This is a genomic window from Eubacterium sp. AF34-35BH, from assembly GCF_003477765.1.
In the GTDB taxonomy this organism is placed as follows: domain Bacteria; phylum Bacillota; class Clostridia; order Lachnospirales; family Lachnospiraceae; genus Eubacterium_G.
The window spans coordinates 340,983-357,707 of sequence record NZ_QUDZ01000001.1 but is presented as its reverse complement, the minus strand read 5'-3'; the positions used below and the strand labels follow the sequence as shown (position 1 = coordinate 357,707).

Genomic DNA, 16,725 nt, shown 5'->3' with positions numbered 1-16,725 from the left:
TTATTGTTAAATTTTAAACAACTAACTTTAGTATACCCCATTTTATCCTAATTGCCAACATTATTTTGCACTATTTTTGCACTATGTTACTTGTCATTCATATTAGGGAACAAATGCGATATGTCCAAATAATCAGGGATTCCTCTCTGATATTTTACAACAGGTTCTCCTAAAATAAGAGGATATGCGTAATCTATAAATTCCTGAGTTACATCATTGCCTCTAGCGTTAATCCATTCTCTAGGCACATGTTTTACAAGACCTGCAACATTCTGTACAGGTGTGTCAGACATTGTAACACAATATGGATCGTTTGCCTTTCTAATGGCTGTAACCATAACACCTGTTTTTCCTTCTATGGAAATATTAATAGCATGTCTTCCTAATCTGAAAGCTTCTCCTATATCAGTAATAGATGACATATGAGCGGCGCTTCTTTGAAGAATGTTAATTTCAACAGAACGCACCTTAACCTGTATATTCTGCTTAATAATATATTCCAAACACTTGCCTGTACCACTAAGCTGGCTGTGACCAAATGTATCTTCCACTGCTGTTGTAGCACTAACGTACTTGCCATTTGCATCTTTTATACCTTCAGATACAGCAATTACAACGTTATTGTATTTCTCCATTGCAGCCTTAACGTCTTCAATAAATTCTTCTTCCACAAAAGGAACTTCCGGAAGATAAATTAAGTGTGGTGCAAAATTATATTTGTTTCTGGCTAATACCGATGCGCCTGTAAGCCAACCAGCGTCACGTCCCATAATTTCTACAATTGTAACACTTTTAATTGGGTAAATTGAAGTATCATGACCTATTTCTAATAATGTAGATGCTACATATTTAGCGGCTGAACCGTACCCTGGCGTATGGTCTGTAACACACAAGTCATTATCAATTGTCTTTGGAATTCCAATAATTTTAATATTGTTTCCAATTGTCTTTGCATACTGACTTAATTTGTCTACAGTATCCATTGAATCATTACCACCAATATAGAAAAATGCATCTATTTCATATTCCTTAAATTTCTTAAAAATATATGCGTATGGTGCATCATCTTCCTCATAATGTGGAAGCTGATATCTACATGAACCTAGGTACATAGAAGGTGATTTCTTAAGTAATTCTATGAACATAGGTGTTTCCTCAACTTTTTTAGTCAAATCCATAAGTCGTCCATTTAGTAACCCCTGAACTCCATTAAGAGAGCCATATACTGTTTTAAACTCTTTGCTGTCAATTGCACCCTGTATAACACCGGCAAGGCTGGCATTAATAGCTACTGTTGGTCCACCTGACTGAGCAACTAAACAATTTCTCATTTGATTTCCTCCGATAAATTAATTCCATATAAGTATACCCCAGTTTTCACCAAAAACCAACATCAATATTTAGAACAACAGTCAAAAAATTGCATACCTTATTATTGTAAAATAAAAAAAGGATGTAAATAATGAATTGTACAATGAATAGAAACTGCAATTGCAGTGGCAATACTATGTCCGGTTGCGGTCGCTCATGCAACATGTCCGGTGGTAATCGTCCTAATAACATGTCGGGTTTTGGTTGTTCTAATAATGCTACGCAAGGTTGTGGATGTTCCAATAATACTACGCAAAGCTGTGGTCCCTTAGGAAATAATTCTAATAACATGAGTCGTAATGGTTCAGCCAACAGTTCTAATAATTGCAGTTGTATGAATAATAACCGTAATATGACAGCAAACGGGAATTCAAGAAATAGTTCTTCAGGTAATATTTGTGGTTGTAAAAGAGCCGGCGGTTGTGGCTGTATGAAAACTGACGGTTGCGATATAGGCACAGAGCATGTGGACCATATGGCTCCCGGTATGTGTTATGTTCCATGGCAGAAATGGGAAGACATTTATTCTCCAGAAGAAGGATTTGCCAGAGGCACAATATTTGCTCAACTTGACAAGTCATATATAGGAAGGAAGTGTAAATAATGAAATGCGATAAAAAATCATTAATGAAAATTATTACTCAAACCAGTTTTGCACTTGACGACACAAGACTGTTTTTAGACACACATCCCAACTGTCAGGAGGCTATCATGTTTTATAACAAAGTGCAAAAAACAAGGGAGAGTGCATGGCGAGAATATGTTGATAACTTTGGTCCGCTTACTTTTTACGAAGTAAATGATGAAGATTACTGGCAATGGAATAAAGGCGATATGCCTTGGGAAGGAGGTAGTTGCTAATGTATGTATATGAAAAAAGACTGCAATGCCCTGTTAATATAAAAATAAGAAATCCTCAAACTGCCCAGTTCATACTCAGCCAGTATGGTGGTGCGTACATCAACAACGTATATGAGATACTATTATTAATAGGAAGAAACTAATTATAATTATAGTGTAAAATGGTACAATCTAGTTTGAGAGAGAATCAGCATTGGTTCTCTCTTTTTTACTGTATTTTCTTTTTAAACTCAAGCCAAGCCTTTTCATTTGCTTTTCCTGAATATCTATGTGGACAATCTTTTCCTGTTACATCAAAATGTCTGATGATTTTCTTTGCGTTTTTACAATACTTCTGTATGTATTCAATTACTGCCTTTGTAGCAGCAATCTGCTTGGCTGTTGGCTTATTATCAACAATACCTGCCAATTCAATTGACACCTGATTATAGTTGTTGCACTTACCGTAGTAAATTCCACCTCCTGTGCTGGAACAATTAGCATACTTATTTCCACCTACCGAATAGCAAGCATCCTTAAGTCTGCCACACTGATAGATTACTCCATCTAAATCAATGATAAAATGAGCACCACAATATCTTTCTCTGTTATTGCAGAAATAATTAGCATTTGCCTTGGCTGTATCTCTTCCTTTGTTTCCTGTGTTGTGAATAGGGATATTCTTTACATTTGCTCTTTTTTGTTTTCCTGCAGCACAGAAGAATGTGTTTTCGTATGCCCACATTCTATTGATTGTATATGTCTTCTTGTCTGATGCCTTAAATTTTCTTATTTTGTTCTTAGGTTTATTTTTTGTCATATTTATTCCTCCTGTTCCTTGCTATTTTCATTGTTCATATGTATCTTTTCTTCTGTCTGGCTCTTTATATTCTTAACTAATGGCATCAGAAAAGATGGTATTTCAACTCCAATATCTACTATGTTTTCTAAAATGCTTATCAGTTCATTGCATGTAATCCATATTGCCACTATGCAGCTTACTAGGAACGTAAACGGAAGTGTTATTCCTGCTGTCTGTGATGCATACAAAATCAGTTGGTCTATTACTGCACCTACAACTACCAACAGCCACATTGACACTTTCTTTGCTATTCCCCTGAAGCTCTTGTATGAGCTTATGGTTCCATCTTCTCTGTACTTTGCAGCCATTAAGCCTGTTCCATAATCAATAATGTTGCAGATTACCATCAACAATGTAGGAATGTATAGTATTCCTAACAATGAAGATAATGTACTTCCTATTGCTGTTACGATTTCTTTAATGTGTTTCATTTCGTGCCTCCTATCATTAGCATATAATCCTTAAAAGTTAAACTTTCAACAAGAACACCCTCTCCACTCATTCTGTTCCTTATCAGATAAATAATCTGCTTCTTTTCTTCATCAGATACATTTGCTATAATTTTCTGATATTTAGCAAAGAACTGTCTGAATCGTTCAAGTGTCTTATTTACATATTCCGCATTTGATGAATCCATCCACTCCTGTTTGTTTAAGGTATAAAAGAAATCAAACAGGGCTGAATATGCAACCTGTCCTGCTTCCTTACCCATTCCTCTTCTTGTTAGTTCATCAATTAATGCCTCGTTGCTGTCTAAAAGATTTGTATATGTTTTAAGTATATATTTTGGATCGCGCCTACATACAGATGCGTCTCTCCACTTCCATATGTAAATCTGCTCATTACAGTATCTGTATTCCTTTGCCAGCTGTTTACAGAGAATGTTAAAATAACTGTCCTCGTGGATTGTTAAATTTTCATTCCATCTGATATTGTTTTCTACAAGGAATGCTCTTCTATACACCTTGCCATGAACAAAAACACTGTCGTTATCCTTTTTCAAAAGTTTAATTGTTCCGTCTGGGATTTTTAATTCCTCTATGAAAGAGCAAACCAATCCATCAAAAGGTCTTTGCATTTCAAAAAAGATTCTTGATAGTGAATACATGTTTTCAAACATGTCGTCTATGTCACAGAACATTACATATTCTGCCGTTGAATTATCAAGGCAGGCATTTCTTGTTGCCGAAACTCCCTTATGCTCATGACGTATGTACTTAATACTAAAGTCATATTTATTAAAAAATTCTGAACTAATGATTGTGTCACTTCCGTCATTACATATGATTACTTCAATTTCTTTTAAATCAACATTCTGCTGAACAGCTATGCTGTCCAACAGATTTTTTAATATTTTTTCATCCTCGTTGTATTGTGTAACTAATATTCCTAATTTACTCATTCTGCCTCCTTAAATTTCCGTAATTGTTACTGAACAGTCTCCCCATCCACCGATAGCATAAAAATATGCCATTGTATCATACTTCACATAAAATCTTATATATAATGTTTTATTACCAAGAGAGCTATCATCCAAATCTGCATTTAAAATATATTCGGCATTAAACGGTTGTGTTCCTGTAACTAATCCATCAGCATCACTTCCAGCTGTAGCACGAAAAATCTCAAAATTGCTAAATACAATTTGGTTATTTTCATCAACGACTTCTCCACAAATTTTGCAGTTTTTACAAGATTGTGCACCACTGAAATTTCCTCTAACTTTAATTGAAAGTAATTTTCGAGGAATGTTAATTTTATTTCTATCACTATTAATAGAATATTTACCTTTAATCGAATAATCCTCGAATTTAAAATATTCCTTACCTGATTCATTTGGAGTTGCAATAGTTTGATAAACTCCAAAAAAGCCTAATCTTGATGGTAAATAAGGTGCCACTTTATCTGCTATAACAGCAGGTGATATACCATCCCGTATCTGTACACCACATACGGTGGCTGTTTTAGGCACATATTTACTCAGTTCTAATGAAACCAGAGCATTCTTTAATACTGCACTTCCAAATGGCGGGCTACTTGCAAGTTCGCTACAAAATGAATCTGCTTTCGCCATTTTTCTTCCAACTGAATTAATAAATGCTTCCTGTTCTGGGAGATAAGATGCTATGCTACTCATAAACATTGGATCTGATGCGCAATAAGATGCCATAAAACTTGGTAAATATGATGCTGTATTACTTGCTAACGCATATGCTGTTTGTGATGCACAATTTCCATCCCAAAAGCTTCCTATTCTCTTTCCTACTCCTGTCATGAATTCATCATTTTTTGGCAATGTTTGATCTATAAAACTTTCTATTCTCTTTCCTACTTTTGACATAAAGCCATCATCCTTTGGTAATGCTTCTGTCATGCTACTCATAAACATTGGATCTGATGCGCAATAAGATGCCATAAAACTTGGTAAATATGATGCTGTATTACTTGCTAACGCATATGCTGTTTGTGATGCACAATTTCCATCCCAAAAGCTTCCTATTCTCTTTCCTACTCCTGTCATGAATTCATCATTTTTTGGCAATGTTTGATCTATAAAACTTTCTATTCTCTTTCCTACTTTTGACATAAAGCCATCATCCTTTGGTAATGCTTCTGTCATGCTACTCATAAACATTGGATCTGATGCGCAATAAGATGCCATAAAACTTGGTAAATATGATGCTGTATTACTTGCTAACGCATATGCTGTTTGTGATGCACAATTTCCATCCCAAAAGCTTCCTATTCTCTTTCCTACTCCTGTCATGAATTCATCATTTTTTGGCAATGTTTGATCTATAAAACTTTCTATTCTCTTTCCTACTTTTGACATAAAGCCATCATCCTTTGGTAATGCTTCTGTCATGCTACTCATAAACATTGGATCTGATGCGCAATAAGATGCCATAAAACTTGGTAAATACGATGCTGTATTTTTTGCTAATCTTTCAACAAACAAATCATTTTGTACTAATTCATTCTCGGCATAATTTGAAAAGAAACTTCCAATTTTATTTACAAAAATATATTTTTTTAATGTTACTTTTGTAATATCAATACTTTCCTGTCCCGGAAATAAATTTGTGGCATTAATTTTATATTTTTCAATGTCACCTAAAACTACTCTTGCAGTTTGCCCCGGGCCTATGGTTTTAATTGTGTTATAATCATCAATTTTTATCTTAACTCTACTGTTATCGTTGTTTATGACTTCTATTGCATCACAATCTTTTTCTATATATTCCGAATTGAAATCTAAAATTTCCGGAGTTGTATCTTCTGCCTTAGTAAATATTTTTGTTTCTTTAAAGACTAATGTATTATCATAAATCAATTCCACATGTGCTTTTTCATTTTCTGTAATCTTAGTCTCGTGTTCCTTTTCCTTAGTATCTATTTCCTTTTCACGTTCTTCCATCCACGAGGCAAGTTCCTTGTCCTTGTTTTCCTTCCATTCCTTATTTTCTGTGATTGTGTCAACTAGAAGTCCAAATTCATCTGATGATGTGATTTTTCCATCTTCCACCAGTGTATCTTTGACTACTGCCTTAAACTGTGCAGAATAGAGTATTTTATAGCTTTCTCCATCTTTTGCCACAACTTGTACTTCATACCATGTTGTTCCAACTGCTGCAGTGTCCTGACTTCCCACCTCGTACTCAATCTTGCTCTCATTTGTAATTTTTGCAGGATTGACAATAACTGTTCCGTCTTCCTTACATCCTCTGATAATTGCCATTGCTTCTTTAGGGTCAATTTCTATGGGTTCTGTTCCCTTACAAAGTTCAATTCTGAAAATTTTTGAATTGGCTTCCCCTTTTTTTAATTCAATCTGCCGTCTGCACCCTGCATACTGGGTGTCTAGCAGAATATCATAAATTATTACGTCCATATTTTTTTTACCTCCATAAAAAAAGAATAGCATAGCAAAGGAGGGTTATTACACCCCCCTTGAAACCAGCTATTCTTTATTCCACCTCTTAAGAGTTTTGTATGGACTGCTCTGTCCGGTATAAAGGCCCGTTCTTTTCAGCTGTCTTATGACTTCTGCCTTAGACATTTCATTTGCCTTATACTTTTCCTTTAATTCTTTCGTGAATCTGCTACGCATTCTTGACCTTGTTGTTTTATCCACCTCTTTCTTGCTGTATTCAGGATTTTTAATCTTAACACTTTCTTCCTGCTGTTTCATTATTTTATCAAATGTTTTCTTGTCGAAATCAGTCTGCTTAATAATCTTTTTCACACTGTTAGTCATTGTAACTTCATTTGTCTGTGCAAATTCGGTTAAGTCCCTGTTTTCTCTCTGCAACTTTGATACTGTGTATTTGGTCCAGCCTGTAGTACCTTCGTAGATTTTCTTTGCCTGCGCATAAGGTATTCCCATAACTACACTAAAGTTTCTAATAAGTTTCTCTGTGTCTTTTGCTGACACTTTATCAGTTCTTAGTCTTAATGCATAGTCTTGAATTTCTGACACAAACTCAGTAATTGCATCAAAGCCTGTTAAGGATATTCCGTAGTAAGCACTTTTATTAACAATTGATGAAACAAAGGAATATAATTCAGAACCTCCAACTATTGTTCCTGCAACGTTGGAATAGAACTGGTCTAATCCGTACTTTAATACATTTTCCTTTCTAAACTCATTTTCATCATCACCAAAATTCTTCCACTGTAGTAACATTAGAGCTGCTGCGGTCTTCATTATTCCAAGAACTGCTGCGGACACTATCTGTGATGCAACTGCCCTTCTTGCTGTTCTGTTTGCCTGCTTAACATCCTCTGCTGTTACTCCGTTAAGTCCATTCTTAAAATCCTGTCTGTATCTTCTTGCTGTGGCTATTGAATCAAACAGTATGTTATAGTTCTGCATTCTCTGTGTAGAGAACATTGTGAGTGCCTTTACCATTTCATTTTGAGACCTTAATACACCCGGTCGTTGCATTACTGTGTAGTTTGGCTGTGTTTCTTCAACAATCTTGTTAAATACTTTTGCTGTCTGCTTATAGTATTCATCACTGCCTTTTTCTAAATCCTTAAAGTTGTCACTTACATAGTATTGTGCAGCATACCACAATCTTCCTACTGTTGCCACATCCGCTTTTTGAATCCAACCGAAAAGATAACCGTTTGTCTTATCGTTAATCTTGTTATATATTCCATCTGCATTCTTTGCGTCGTGAATATCCTGTGATACGTTACCCAGATTTCTATACCATAAAAGCGGACTGTATTTATTAATTAACTCTCTGTCTGCTGATGAGATAACAAGTCCATGTTTTCCACCCTTGGCAAAAGCCTTCGCCAGATTCTTCCAGCCGACTGTAGGTGCAGCGGTGAAATAAGAAGCTGCCTGACCTGCTGTTACAGGAATATTAAGAGTTAATGCACTCTGTGCAACCTTACCTCTTGCCTTTGACATTATTCTTGAAGACCAGCTTCCGTCTCCACTTCTTCCACCAAACAAATCCTTTTCAAGATTTGACAGATAATTTGTAGCCTGCTGTCCAAGTCTTAATTCCAATGCATTCTTAATGTTTGTCTTATATCCATCCGTTGTATATCCCAAAATTCTGTTGTAGTTGTACTGTGGGATAAGGAAACCTACATAAGTTCCTGTTCCTGATATTGAATCATTAACAACATTTGTAATGTCTTCAAGGTAAATAGGCTTAGTTGACTTAACTCTGTCCTGCATAAACCCTGAATTTTCAAGATTTACCGCTCTGCTTCCCTTTCCTTCCTTACCTTTTGCCAGGTAATTGCTGTCTGTGTGGATTGGGAAATAGTTGTCTACTCCTGCTTTTTTCATTGAGTATCTCTTCATTGTAACTTCATTAATGGCATCCTTTGAATATTTGTCAAAGTATTCACTGCTACAATCAATCCACTTTTTAAGATATTCATCACCCTGTATGATTTCTTCAATGGTGTTTTTGATTTTAGCCATCTGCATTTTCCCACGCTCAATGATTTCTTCATGTCCGTTTTCAAGTTCTGCAATTTCAACATCCGTTGCTCCATGATCATATGCTTTTTGAATCTTCTGGCCAAGCTGTGCAAGTTCTGTTGAAACACCAAGCGCTCTTGTCTTATTCTGTGCGTATGACTTACTTCTATTTCCCTTGTAGTAATCCTTAAATTCAGGAATTGTAAAGCCACCATACATTGCATGTCTTAAGTTCTCTTCATTGAGCAGGTGCTTGTACACTGATAACATCATTCCCTTTGTTATTTCTACAGGCTTTCCGTTTTCGTCCACAAGTCCAATATCGACCTTTTCCTTTTTAAGTCTTGCCAAATTCTTCTGGTTGTTCTTGTCCGTTCTGTTTGATGTAACCTTATCAAATATGGTTGCTGCACCCTGCTCATATCTTAACTTGTCTCTCTGACCGTCATTAAGCATTTCTCCAAGCTGTTCCCAAACTCCATTCTTTGCATATCCTCCAATTCTCTTAAAGAATCTTGTTGGTGATAACTGCGAATTAATGAACGACTGTACAACGTTGTCGCTAACCTTTTGTCTCTGCACAAGCTCCTTATATGCCTTGTCAGATATTTCCTTAATGTTCATTTCATTTTCTTCGCCATCAATGAACTTTGTATCAAGAGTTTCATTCCACTTGGTTATTTCATTAGTAAGTAAATCAATGGTATCTTTTACCACATTGAGTTCCTGTACATTCATTGCACCAATAGGCTTGTCCTTTACGGTTTCCTTCATCTTGTCAATTTGTTCCATTACTGTTTGGCTGTAGTTACCTGCATAATCAGGATCTGTTTCTATTGCCTTGTAAAACTTTGAAAGTGCTTCCGTTCTTTCCTTTAACTGTTTATTCTTTTCAAATAATACTGTATATTCATTTACCAAATTCTGTGGAACTTTCGTATAGCCTGCCATTTCTGCCCTTACTTCATCAAGTCTCTGGGCTACATTCATTACATCCTGATTAAGTCCCTGTAACAAATCAACCGTACCATTCATAAACTTAGCAGGTATGTATTTCTTATTATTTGGTTTTTCAAGCCATTTGTTGAGTTTGTCTACTCTCTTAATAACTTTGTTTCTTGCTTCAATTCTCTTACGGTTTTCAACTTTCTGCTTTGCAGCATCCTGATAACGTTTCTGCATTCTGTCAAAACGTTCATTCTGTTTTGTTCGATACTCTTTAAGTCTCTGTGCATCTATATGTCTCTGCTTTGTAGCTGCTGCTTTATTCTCTCTCTCAACAAAGTTCTTAAGAGTTTTTGTAGATTCAAGTTTAAGCAGGTTGTTTTCGTATCTCTTCATCTGTATTCTGATACCGTTTGCCTGCTTCTGCAAATCCTTTATTGTTGATGTAGGCTTATTTCCCGGCATAAAATACATTTCCTTTAATGCACCGTTTACAACATCAAGTTTTTTATCAAGGTCATAGAGCTTGTCTATGTTGTCTCTATAATTCTTAATGTATTGTCTCTCTGTGTCATCCTTAATGGTGCTTTCCAATGCTGTTGCAAGGATTTCCCTGCTTGAATCTGTATTTCGGTCCTGCTTTAAGATTTTATTGACATCCATTTCACTTTTTGATATATTGTCCTCGGAAGAACCATTAAACATACTGGCTCCCTTAATTGAGTGAACGGTAGTATTGGTTCTTCCATTTATTTTTGTTGGCGTCATATCAGCTATATCATACAAATGAATATTTCCAAACTTATCTGCCCCCATTACAACTTTCACTTTATAATCATTTCCAAGAACTGACACATTCAAATAACCATATGCAAAATCAACTAAATGTTTGTTATTAGTATTTGTATACTTTTTTTCAACGTTTTTCCAGTTTTTTGCATTGTCTATTATTTCCATTGCATTTTTACTCATTCTTAATTTGTCTAATCTTATCTGATTATTGTTATGTAAGTAATATGTCATTGTTCTATTTCTGACAAATTCATTCTTGTCATTTTTGTTCATAGTAAAAATATTATTTTTGTTTTCTATTCCACTTTTAAATATGCTTGTGAGAACTTTTTTTGTTACAGCTTCATAATCATCTTCATTCACCCCTTCCAATATATCTTCGTTAATTTCAACATAATCCCTTCCATCAGCATCCTGTCTAACCTGATAACGAATATCTTCATTGCTGGTAGGATTAATATTATCTGCATTTTTAAACTGATTTGATTCAAATGTTACATACACTTCTCCATCATTATACTTATCTTTTGCTATGAATCCGTCATAACCAAGAACTTTTCTTACTGTTCCTAATATACTTTTATCTCCATATGCATTTGATATTTCCGCAATAAGGTCAGCATCATTATCATTCTCAAATACCGCATTTATTGTATCTCTAAGTGCATTGTTATACCATTGTTTTGATGGATAACCAACTCCTGTAGTATCATAATTTGATAATATATCATCACCTGACGGATCTAATTTTTTTAGAAGTTTCTTTATTTCACTCTTCTTAAGAGTTCTTTTATCTAACGATAACGGTTTCTCGATATTAACATAACCAGAAAGTATATTGCCATTTTTATGGCTATATCCCATTGCTTTGCTTTTTGAGTCAGTAAAGTAAAATCCGTAACCCTCTGCGCTACCTACAGTTCCTATTTTTGAGTGGTCGAATATCGTAAAATCATTAGGGCTTCCATGATATACTCTTTTAAGATTTCCCTCATTTGTTCTAATTAGGCTTTTCTCAAAATATTTTATCTGTTCTTTTGATAATTGTTTACCTTCACTATCCATAGATGGTTGAATGTCTAAAACCTTTAACAAAGCTGAATAATCCTCTTTTTCAAAATCAAATTCTGCTTTACCCCTTTTATTCAGATTATCCATTATATATTGTTTTAAGACAGTTCCATTTTTTAAATAGTTTATAGGTAAATAATTTGAACTTAAATTAAACAATTCATTCCATTGAGCTTCTGTAAAAGATGGTAAGGAATTGAATTCAAGCCATTTGTATTGACTTCCATCATTATGTGTTTTTGCTTTAAATTCAAATGGGGTTGATTGTTCCTTTACATCATTGCCTGCATCTATGTCCTGCTTTAAAATTTCATTGTCATTTTTATTGTTTTGAGATATACTTTCTTTAAGAGATGTTGCAGAGGCATTGGACTTTTGAGTTTTTCTCAACTGATCCAAATATCCCTCTGTAACATCTTTTATTTGTGTTATATCTTTAAATAGTCTTCCATTTTTTGTTATTGGAATATTTATTACTCCCTCAAACATAAAATTATCCACTTTAAATAATGTCTTATAATAATCAAACCCTCCTTTATTATCCGGATGTATATGTCCATCCCTTCCGTCTGGATAATTACCTAAATATTCACTTATTTTTAGCATATTATCTAATTCTGACGATGCTTTCATTTTACTGTCGTATATATAATCTTCTTTTATGGGTTTTCTTGGATGTATATATTCGCCCTTACCTTCGGAGTTCACATAAGCATTTTTACCTGGTACCCCAATTACTTTTCCTTGAAATTTTTCAGTTATTATTTCCTTTGCAATCTTTGGAAAGTCCTTTCTATCACGTCCCTCAAATTTTTTCTTTTCAGAAGTAATTTCTACATACTTTGTGCCATCTGGCATTTCTCTTATCATTTTCTGTGTGTCTATGTTTTTTAAATTAGCTGCATTACTTTCTCCGGCACTTTTCACTGCTTCACTCCAAAGTCCTCTTAACTCCTCTGCATAATTCTGTAGCATTTGTGCTTCCTTTGAGATGGCACTGTCCTTTATGCTTCCATCAGGGTTCAAGATTTCCTTACATGCCTTTATTATCTTGTTGCAGAACTGGTCTATTTTTGTTTTGATTTTTGCAAATAGTCCCGCATCCTGTTTTGCAAGTGCCTTTATGCTCTCGCCATCTGTGAGCATTGCTTCACATCCTCTTGCCACAAGTTCACTTTTTGCAACATCCTCGCTGATTTTTCCACCATTTTTCTTGATTTCATCAGCAATAAGCTGTTCAATGCTCTTTCCTGTTTCATCTGACAGTTTGTTGAAAACAAATTCCTGAAGGTTTGCATATTCAGCAGGTGCCAGGTTTTCTGCGTAATGGGTTAATTCATGTGCCAATGTGACAACCATTAAATTGTTTCCTTCTGTAGAACTAATCATACCTGCGTTAATATCTATTCTTATTTTGTTCTCTTTTCTGTTATAACTTCCGTTTTCTCCCTGATACTTTCCGTTTTCGTTCTTTTTACTTTCAAAGAACTCATAAGTTACACCTGTTACGTCTGACAAAGTGTTTGCCAAATCAACTGCTGCTCTCTGTGTATCGTTAAGCATTTCAGGGGCAACATTATCAAATACAACTTTTCCCTTGTTATTATTGTTTGTGATAACTCTGCTCTGCTCAATTTTCTGCTTATATTCGGCTTTTCCACTGTCAAATGCACGAGCAATGGCATCTGTATTTAAAACGTTTGTAAGTCTTTGATTTTTTAGTGCTGATTCAATACCAAGGTTCTCATTTCCATATCTGTAAGCCTCATTGTAGTACATTGCAAACTTTGCCGGTGAAAGATTTCTGTTTTCCTCGTATGATCTGAAAAATTTCTGTCTGTCCTTTCCTTCATACTGATTTGCAAATTCACTTAATTCTGCTGTCTTTCTGTCAACAATAACGTCGTCAATGTCGTATGTCTGTCTTGTGTCAGTATTTACCTTTGTTCTTCCGTCTGTTCCAACAACAAGTGATAAAATATTAAACTTTGTATCTTCATCAGAAACAAGACTTGCCTTTCCATTTTCAACAACTCTTCCTTCGTTCATCTTCTCTGCCACGTTTTCGTTTACGTTATTTTCCAACTGCTCCTGCTGTTTCTGAATGTTCTGTTCCTTCTCTGTCTTTAAGCTCTTGCCTTCACTAAGCCCTGCTATTTTCTTCATTCTGTCAATGTGTTCTGCCTGCTGTGTCAGGTCAACATTATCAAGCCATTCCACTGATACACCACTGTTTTTTGTCTTAATGTCTCTCTTAACCTGTTCATATGCTTCCTTATACTCTCCTGCATCAATGTCTTTTTTGCTTCCAATGTTTTCCACTGTTTTAACTGCAAGGTCTTTTGCTTCATTTTCAGGCACATTTAATTCCCTTAAACGTGATTCAACTGCCGGAACCATTGCTTCATCAAACTTTTGAACTGAGTTTTGATATTCATTTAGTTCTACTGCATTGGAAAGATAGCCTACTTCTTCCGGTGATTCAAAATTGATATTTTTCATCAGCTGATACACATCACTGGTCTTGTCATAGTTATTTTCTATGTAATCTTTAAGTTCCACGTCTTTCTTACTCTTAATTATTTTCTCGCCTTTTTCTGCTATCTCCATGTTTGCTGAATTTTTAAAATGGAAATATCCAGCCGTAGGCAGTGCAAAAAACAAACCACCAAGCATACCACCGCCAACATTCATTGCTATTCTTTTAGCCATATTCTTGTCTGTCTGCTTCTTTGCTTCGCTTTCAGACATTCCCTGGTCCATGTACTGCTTTAATGCCATGTTGTAATCTGATAAGTCACCATTTACTGCACTGTCCCATAGAATGTTTGCTATTTCAGTAAATCCTTCCTCACTTCCTTCAATCATTGATGATTTTGCTACACCTTTCAACATGTTCTTTAATCCCTTTTTTGACATGTTCTTTCGCACATCAATCAGTTTATCAAGAGATACCTTCTCAAACAGACCTTCAAATATTCCTGCTCCTACTCCTGTTGCTATGGCATTTGAATCTGATGCTCCCTTGTCATGTGCGTCTATCATTGCACTGCTTGCGGCGGATGAACCAAGCAGTACTGTTGTTGCTCCCGGAACCAACATGTTAAGTGGTATTGTTGCTACAGAATCAGACATACTTGCAAATGCGTCATACACAAATTTTCCCACTTCATTTCCAATATCATCCTTTACACCTTCTCTCAACTCCTGTGTATTCTTTGATACTCTGTTAGGTGCATTATTCCAATCCAATGGTTTTTCCGAGCCAAACAACTGCTTCATTCTGTTCCAGGTATTGCTTACTGCTCCCATTCCACCTGTCAACGACATAGGAACAGACAGGACTGTTCCTGCAACCGGATGTTTTCTTCCGAACTCTCTGTATTCTTCCTGTTGCTGTTTTGCTATCTCTTCATTGTTCTTTGCTTCTGCATATCCTACCACTGCATCTGCTTCATTATTGTTAAAGCCATACTTCTTTTTCAAATTGTCGTAGAGTGTAGTATCATCTGCTCCTGATGTTACAATTCTGTTAAGTTCTGTCTTATCCTGGTCGTCCAAAAGGTTATAGTTATGCTCCTGCTTTAGCTCCATGTACTTCTGGTTATAGTTCTTCTGAAAGTCCAGTGCCAAGTCCTGCTGTTCGCTCTGTGACTTTGAATTATCAAACTTATTCTCATATTCATCATACAATGCCTTGTAATCTTCGTAATTATCCTGAATTGTAGATTTGGCATATTTATCAAGGTATTCTATCTGATTATTTCTTTCTTCACTGTTCTTCTCCCAATCATTTACCTTTTTATCCATATTGAGCAGATTGTTTCTTGCTGTGCTTACGTCCATGTGGTTTAAGTTTGTGTTTTTCTCATATCCACGCTGTTCGCTGTAGAATCCCTTGTTGTTGTCTTCCATCCAAGTTAAAAATCCCTGTGCGGTCGGTTTTTCGCCCTCTGACAGACTGCTAATATATTCTTTTCCTGATGGGTATTTATCAATGGTTTCCTTTAACTGCTGTTCATATTCATTTGTCTTTAGCTTGTTGATGTAGTCAGACTTATCCTTATATGACATTCCATCTACAGACTGTTTCCATACTTCTGTATTTGTTTTTCCGTATTTTGCATAGTCTCCATACTTGTTAATTATGTCATTATACTTATCTATTTCTGCTGCTCTTTTCCACCCATCTGAATTTTCGTGATTTCTCTTTAGATTTTCCTTTGCATATCTTCCATGCGCACTGTTATCATTCTGCATCTTCATATACTGCTTATATGCTCTGCTGCCTTCGTCGTCTCCTGTGTCAAGTTCCTTAATTCTACTCTTAGCAGTCTCAACAGCATTTTTATAATCATTGTCTGTTGCCTTTTCGCTCTTAAGTCCTTCCAATATCTGATTGTATATTTCTGGCTTTCCCTCTCTCTTATACTGCGCCTGTTTATCGTTTAATTCATCAAAGGATAGATTTCTATTCTGGTTGTATATGTTGTAATTGATTTTTTGGAATTTATTCGGTGTTTTATTGTTCTGTGTTGGAATTGTAGGTGTTACATCCGAAAAAGCTTCTTTGATGGTAGTTTCCGGGGATAGCACACTATCCAAGTGTGAATTAACATTGTTAAGATAATTTGTAGCCAAATCAATGTTCTTAACCATCTTCTTGTTTCCCTCATTGGCATACATCTGTCTCATTCTCTGTGCCTGCTTAAGAAGATTGGCTGACTGTATGCGCTGTTTACCAATGTTTCCATTTCCGCCACCATTATTTAATGTGTCTGTTATGTTCTTTCCGACAGTAGAAGCTGAGGCGAAAAATTCATTCGCCTCAATAACTCTGTTTCTTTTTTCTGCTTCCCTGTACTGCTCTAATGATATTCCTGACATTTGT

The 16,725-nt window shown here is 35.5% G+C and carries 8 protein-coding genes and 1 pseudogene; 3 read left to right on the top strand and 6 right to left on the bottom strand.

Features of this window, described 5'->3' with window-relative positions; all coding sequences use genetic code 11:
* Positions 1-86 precede the first annotated feature (86 nt).
* Positions 87-1,331, bottom strand: a complete 1,245-nt coding sequence (locus tag DWZ69_RS01630; RefSeq protein ID WP_117999411.1) for a 6-phosphofructokinase — start codon at positions 1,329-1,331, stop codon at positions 87-89.
* A gap of 131 nt (positions 1,332-1,462) precedes the next feature.
* Between DWZ69_RS01630 and DWZ69_RS12225 the strand changes: the two genes are divergently transcribed.
* From DWZ69_RS12225 to DWZ69_RS01615, 3 genes and pseudogenes are all read left to right on the top strand, one after another.
* A complete protein-coding gene (locus tag DWZ69_RS12225) occupies positions 1,463-1,975 on the top strand; it encodes a spore coat associated protein CotJA (protein WP_243002585.1) in 513 nt (170 codons plus the stop codon).
* Complete coding sequence (locus DWZ69_RS01620; RefSeq protein WP_022166277.1) at positions 1,975-2,232, top strand: spore coat protein CotJB; 258 nt, start codon at positions 1,975-1,977, stop codon at positions 2,230-2,232. The genes DWZ69_RS12225 and DWZ69_RS01620 overlap by 1 nt, the downstream gene beginning before the upstream one ends.
* Positions 2,232-2,324, top strand: a pseudogene (locus tag DWZ69_RS01615) (Mn-containing catalase); the annotation flags it as partial. The gene DWZ69_RS01620 and the pseudogene DWZ69_RS01615, both read left to right, overlap by 1 nt.
* A gap of 116 nt (positions 2,325-2,440) precedes the next feature.
* Here DWZ69_RS01615 and DWZ69_RS01610 read toward each other — a convergent pair.
* The 5 genes from DWZ69_RS01610 to DWZ69_RS01590 all read right to left on the bottom strand — a co-directional run bounded on the left by DWZ69_RS01610 (position 2,441) and on the right by DWZ69_RS01590 (position 16,721).
* Positions 2,441-3,031: a peptidoglycan recognition family protein gene (locus DWZ69_RS01610; RefSeq protein WP_118435831.1), complete on the bottom strand. Its 591-nt coding sequence runs from the start codon at positions 3,029-3,031 to the stop codon at positions 2,441-2,443.
* A 2-nt stretch (positions 3,032-3,033) separates the two neighbouring features.
* The gene (locus DWZ69_RS01605; RefSeq protein WP_118435829.1) at positions 3,034-3,504 is read right to left on the bottom strand and encodes a phage holin family protein; all 471 of its coding nucleotides are present in this window, start codon (positions 3,502-3,504) and stop codon (positions 3,034-3,036) included.
* Positions 3,501-4,475 (bottom strand): glycosyltransferase family A protein, encoded by a 975-nt coding sequence (locus DWZ69_RS01600; protein WP_118435827.1) that lies wholly within the window; start codon positions 4,473-4,475, stop codon positions 3,501-3,503. Before DWZ69_RS01600 ends, DWZ69_RS01605 begins: the two co-directional genes overlap by 4 nt.
* Positions 4,476-4,484: 9 nt before the next feature.
* The gene (locus DWZ69_RS01595; RefSeq protein ID WP_118435825.1) at positions 4,485-6,965 is read right to left on the bottom strand and encodes a hypothetical protein; all 2,481 of its coding nucleotides are present in this window, start codon (positions 6,963-6,965) and stop codon (positions 4,485-4,487) included.
* A gap of 69 nt (positions 6,966-7,034) precedes the next feature.
* Positions 7,035-16,721, bottom strand: a complete 9,687-nt coding sequence (locus DWZ69_RS01590) for a hypothetical protein (RefSeq protein WP_118435823.1) — start codon at positions 16,719-16,721, stop codon at positions 7,035-7,037.
* Between the last annotated feature and the right edge of the window lie 4 nt (positions 16,722-16,725).